This window comes from Shewanella sp., assembly GCF_051658185.1.
Classification (GTDB): Bacteria; Pseudomonadota; Gammaproteobacteria; order Enterobacterales; family Shewanellaceae; genus Shewanella.
Genome location: NZ_JBOFMC010000164.1, coordinates 1 through 4,894 on the forward strand (window position 1 = coordinate 1; position 4,894 = coordinate 4,894).

General features: G+C 44.1%; 3 protein-coding genes. All 3 read right to left on the reverse strand.

Annotation, left to right across the window (positions count from 1 at the left end; all coding sequences use genetic code 11):
• Window positions 1–946: porin (locus tag ACRCZA_RS06835; RefSeq protein ID WP_438673706.1), on the reverse strand; the 946-nt coding region annotated here is incomplete at its 3' end.
• A 104-nt stretch (window positions 947–1,050) separates the two neighbouring features.
• Window positions 1,051–2,598, reverse strand: a complete 1,548-nt coding sequence (locus ACRCZA_RS06840) for a methyl-accepting chemotaxis protein (protein ID WP_438673707.1) — start codon at window positions 2,596–2,598, stop codon at window positions 1,051–1,053.
• A gap of 478 nt (window positions 2,599–3,076) precedes the next feature.
• Window positions 3,077–4,723: a pyridoxal-dependent aspartate 1-decarboxylase PanP gene (gene panP / locus ACRCZA_RS06845; protein ID WP_438673708.1), complete on the reverse strand. Its 1,647-nt coding sequence runs from the start codon at window positions 4,721–4,723 to the stop codon at window positions 3,077–3,079.
• Between the last annotated feature and the right edge of the window lie 171 nt (window positions 4,724–4,894).

A 4,894-nucleotide genomic window follows, 5' to 3' on the forward strand; every position in this document is an offset into this window, starting at 1 on the left:
TTAAAGCCACTTTCGGGGCAAAATCCCAGCGCATGCCTAAGGAATAAGAAGTCCGTGTCATCGTAAATGAAGATAGGCTAGAAGGACGCTCATCATTATCTGTTGACTCTACATGGCCCATGGAAACGTAAGGAGTCACGCTGTTGATCTGATAGCCCAATAACATTGAGGCCGTTGTGACATCGGGGTAAGCTCCATCTAACTTTGTGATCATGGCTTCGGTATTAAAAATCAGTGCGCCATTGTTATATTGCAGGCCAAGGGAAGCAAAGGTGGCATCTTGATCGGAAATAAATGAAATAGCCGATGTCCCCGTGCTCGCCTGAGCATAGGAGCCGCGCAGGGTCCAGTCGTCAATAAACCAGGTGGCAGCAAGGCCCACAACATCTTTAATATCGAGTTTTTGATCAAAAGAAGAATCACGCTCTTCCACTTGGCTTACACCAGTAAAAGGTTGCAGTTGTAAGGTGGTATTGCCAAGTTTTACGGGGATTAACGCATCAACACCGGTAAAACTACTGACAATCAATAATTCATAGATATCTTGTGATGGGCGCAGCATAGGATAGGCATAGCCAACATCCAGATAATCTGAATACATATAGAATGGTGTGCGTAGCTTACCTCCGCGCACAGTCGCTACGTCCAGATCATAGCTTAAATAAGCCACTTCCATCGCAGGTTCAAAATCATAACGGCCATTGGCAACTAATTGGGTCGTCACTTTGGCCTTGTCATTCACTTGGAAATCAAACTGAAGTCCGAGCAATGAATCTTGTTTAAAGTCGATATCATTCGTGTAACCAGCATAGCCAGCATCATTGTTGGAAATACCCACACCAACACTGCCAAAACCGCCCACAGTTAAATTATCAAGGGTGGCGGCAAGCGCAGTAGGCGCGCTAATCGCAAGGGATATTAATAGCGCAATATTCGTCTTATTCATATTTTCCTTCTTATTTACGACTGTTAATTAAATACAAAAAGGTACAGCGAATAGCAGGCCAATAGCGGTTAGCTATTAGCCATTAAATTAATGGTGAAATGTTATTAATGTGTTTTGAATTGCTCAGTGATACTCGTCAATTGTATTTTTACTTTTTCAATGGATTGCACCATATTATCAACCTGCTTTAAACTGTTGACGGTTTGCTGCGACATATTTTGAATGTTCAGCAGGTGTGATTCCATTTCTCTTGTGGTTTGCCCTTGTTCTTCTGTCGCGGCGGCAATTAATACGTTACGTTGATCGACATCACTCATATTTAGCGCGACATCTTTAATCGTTACTTCTGCTTCATTACTCTTTTGATTGCACCGTTCGGCATTAGTTAAGCTTTCACCAATAATATTCATGGCGATATTGGCTTTGGCTTGGAGATCTTCTAAAACAGTTTGAATTTCTTTGGTTGAGGCTTGAGTTCGAGAAGCTAAGGTCCGCACCTCGTCAGCCACCACCGCAAAACCGCGACCTTGTTCACCAGCGCGCGCAGCCTCAATTGCAGCATTGAGGGCAAGTAAATTGGTTTGTTCAGCAATTGAATTAATTGCCAGCAGGATTGACTCAGCGCTTTTCGTGCTATCGTTTAATTCCGAGACGACGCCAGCCGTTTTTTGGACATCGTTAACCAATAATTCGAGCGATTCTAAGGTTTGATGCACTGTGTTTGCACCATTGTGCGAGAGGGCCATGGCGTTACTGACAGCTTTAGCGGTATCCTGTGCATTACTGGAAATATCTGCGGCCACGTTAGTCATTTGGGTGACTGCACTCGCAACCTCATCCATAGCGGCTAATTGCTTTTCTGAAATGGTTTTGGCTACGCTATTTGCTTCGAGTAGATTATTAGAAATATTTGATAATGTGTCAGTGTTAATCACGACATTACGAATATTATCATGTAGCTTTTCTACAAAACGATTAAAGTAGGTTACCAACTCTTTTAATTCATCATCCTTACTGTATTCTAATCTTACTCTTAAATCACCGTCGCCAGAGGCAATGTCTTTCATTTTATTTGTGATGAGTTGTAAATCATTTTTAATCCCGGTCACTAATAAGAATGCAATAATGGCAGTAACGAGTACGCTGATGATGCAGGCTAATTGGATTAAGGTCACTGTGCTGTCATTTTTTTCAACTAATTGTTGAATGCTACTTTCTAGGTTAGTGGTGTTTTGGGTATGTAATGTTTCAAATTCAGCGGTAATTTTTTCGTAGTCAGCATTATTTCGCTGAGCGTCTGCGGCCGCTTTTGTCATATCAGCATTGCCATTAATCATGGTTTTAGCAAGCGTGTCAGCATGGGTGAAATATTGGCTAATTTTATTATTGAGACTCGCTATTTGGCTGGATAACTCTGGCTTATGGCTCAGCAAGGATTGCAAATTGCTCGTGATTTGTGATTTGACTTTAAGATTGTTTGTCAGTAATTCATCGTCGCCTAAGGTAACGGCGACATTAAAACGCTCAAACGCCTCTTTTAATAGGGCGAGATTGTTAGCTGTGAGTGCTAAGCTAGGATATTCAAGGGTGTTTACTTTGGTAATCACGGTGGAGTTATGGCTCAGTACACGCGTGACAATTAAAGAAAGCATAATTAGCAATGTTAACACTAAGCAATTTGTTAATATAATTTTGGTTTTAATTGTGAGTGTTTTCACATGGCCACCTTCAGTGTTATCAAAGTAAATAGCAAGGTAGAGTAAAGACTCTATTTTTAGGCTATCATATATAATGTATATTGTAATGTAAACATTGACTTGCAATGATTGTGAGCTTGACGAACTTTTGTGGTAATTGTTAAAAGATGTGGCTTTGCCTGTGCGACACCCATAGGTAATGATGTTCTGGGTAGCGTGTATTTTAAGCCGTTATAGGTTGGGTTTATGATCGTCTTCGCCAGCATACTTTTTTAATATCTGCTGGCGAATCGGTTAAGAGTGAATTAGCTTATCGTAAATATCGTAAATAATGTAAATAATGTAAATAATGTAAATAATGTAAATAATGTAAATAATGCATTATTAATAAGCCGTAGGCCGTCGGTGTGGACGGCACTGATCTTGGTCAATATTAATTGGCTAAAGCCATCAGTTTGGGTAAAAATTCGTTTTCTGAGGTGGCGATTTCGCTTTGCTCTGCAAGCACTTGATTGAGGATCTCATGGGTGGTGAGGGGGTTGGCGAGCACGACTCGTAGCACCACGGTCGCTTGGCCAGAGTAGCGGGCAGGGGAGATTCGGGTGCGGGAAACAAAGGATTTACCCTGTTCCCGTTGATGTTTTTGGATAAATTGCGTTAAACCATCGAGCAGTTCATTAAACCGGGTGAGTTTGAGTGTATCGCCTTGCTCAATCGCAAGCTGCATGGCCATTTGCACGTTGGCGGGGACATAGCGGTAGGTCAGCAGACAAAGTTCAGGCTCAGTAACGAGCTCAAAATCCGCGTGAGCTTGGATTTGCTCGGCAAAATAGCGAGCCTTTTCAAGGCTGTTATTGATTAAAATTTCATAGCCATCGCGGCCGATGATCTGCAAACAGGCATGGACTAACATGGCCATGCCGGGGCGTGAGCCTTCTAGGGTTTGGCTGCCTAAATCTTTAGAGCCGCGGCGCAGAATATATTCGGCGTGGTGGGCAATCGCATGGGCAAGTTCAGGATTTTTAAATAGCACCATGCCTGCGCCCATGGGGACATACATTTGCTTATGGGCATCAATGGTAACGGAATCGGCCAGTTCAATCCCTGCAAGTAAATGACGGTACTTATTCGACAATAAGCTTGCACCGCCCCAGGCTGCATCCACATGGAAATGGCAGTGTAATTCTGCTGCTAATGCTGCTAATTCGGCTAATGGGTCAACATTGCCGGTTTCAGTGGTTCCAGCAACGCCGACGATGGCCATCACTTTGACATTGTTAGCCGCAAGTGAAAGGGCAACTTGGCGCATGTGCTCAACATCCACTTTATTGTTGCCTTTGGTGGGGATGCTAATGATGTTGTCGCGGCCAATCCCGAGGAGATCGGCGGCTTTCGCGAGGGAGTAATGGCCGCGCTCGGACACTAAAATCGCAATATCATCATAACCATAGTGGCGTAATGCTCGGTGCAGGCCTTCACGGGTGATGCCTTTAAATTCGCCATCGGCCTTGAATAATTGATTACGAGCTATCCACAGGGCAGTGATGTTGGCCACAGTGCCGCCGGAGCAAAAAGCGCCGAGGGAATGATTGGCGCTGTGCATCCAGTTTTGATAAAAATCAGCCTGTTGGGCATAAACCAGATGATGCATCATGCCAAGTACTTGGCGCTCAAGTGGTGTGAAGGCTTTTGACGTTTCAATTTTGACCAGATTTTGGTTTAGCCCGACCATCATTTTTGACAATGGCAACACAAAATAGGGCAGTGCCGACGTCATATGGCCGATAAAACTTGGGGATGCCGTGTGGACGGAGTGGGCCACCAGGTTGTGCATAATTTCGTCTGTGTAATCAGAGACAAACCGCGGAGTCTCGGGGATTTCAAAGGCGCTAAAGTCGGCTTCGATTTCTGGTAGTGGTTTTTCTTGTACCGCAATGCTTTCACCTAAAAAGCCCGCTAAGTCTTCAGAAAGCTTGCGCTCAATAATACTTAAGGTCGAGGTGGCATCCTCCGGCACAGTAAAAATACGCATGAGGCTGGCTGTGGATGCGGTGGCTTGACGAGGGCGTTTTAGGGTCATGGGCGTTTATTCATTCTGAACGTGACATCGCAGCGCTGTTCAACGAGTACAACAATATCATAGACAACAACATCTGTGACTCAGGGGAACAGTCTGGGCGGATGAACTAAAAGGAGCTCACTTTACTGCAAGCGCTTTTGGGCAGCAAGAATTAAATGCCCTGCGGGGCAG

Excerpts from the sequence above, each read along its gene's own strand:
- ACRCZA_RS06840 (WP_438673707.1), bottom strand. The coding sequence starts at position 2,598 with ATGCTTTCTTTAATTGTCACGCGTGTACTGAGCCATAACTCCACCGTG.
- panP (WP_438673708.1), bottom strand. The coding sequence starts at position 4,723 with ATGACCCTAAAACGCCCTCGTCAAGCCACCGCATCCACAGCCAGCCTC.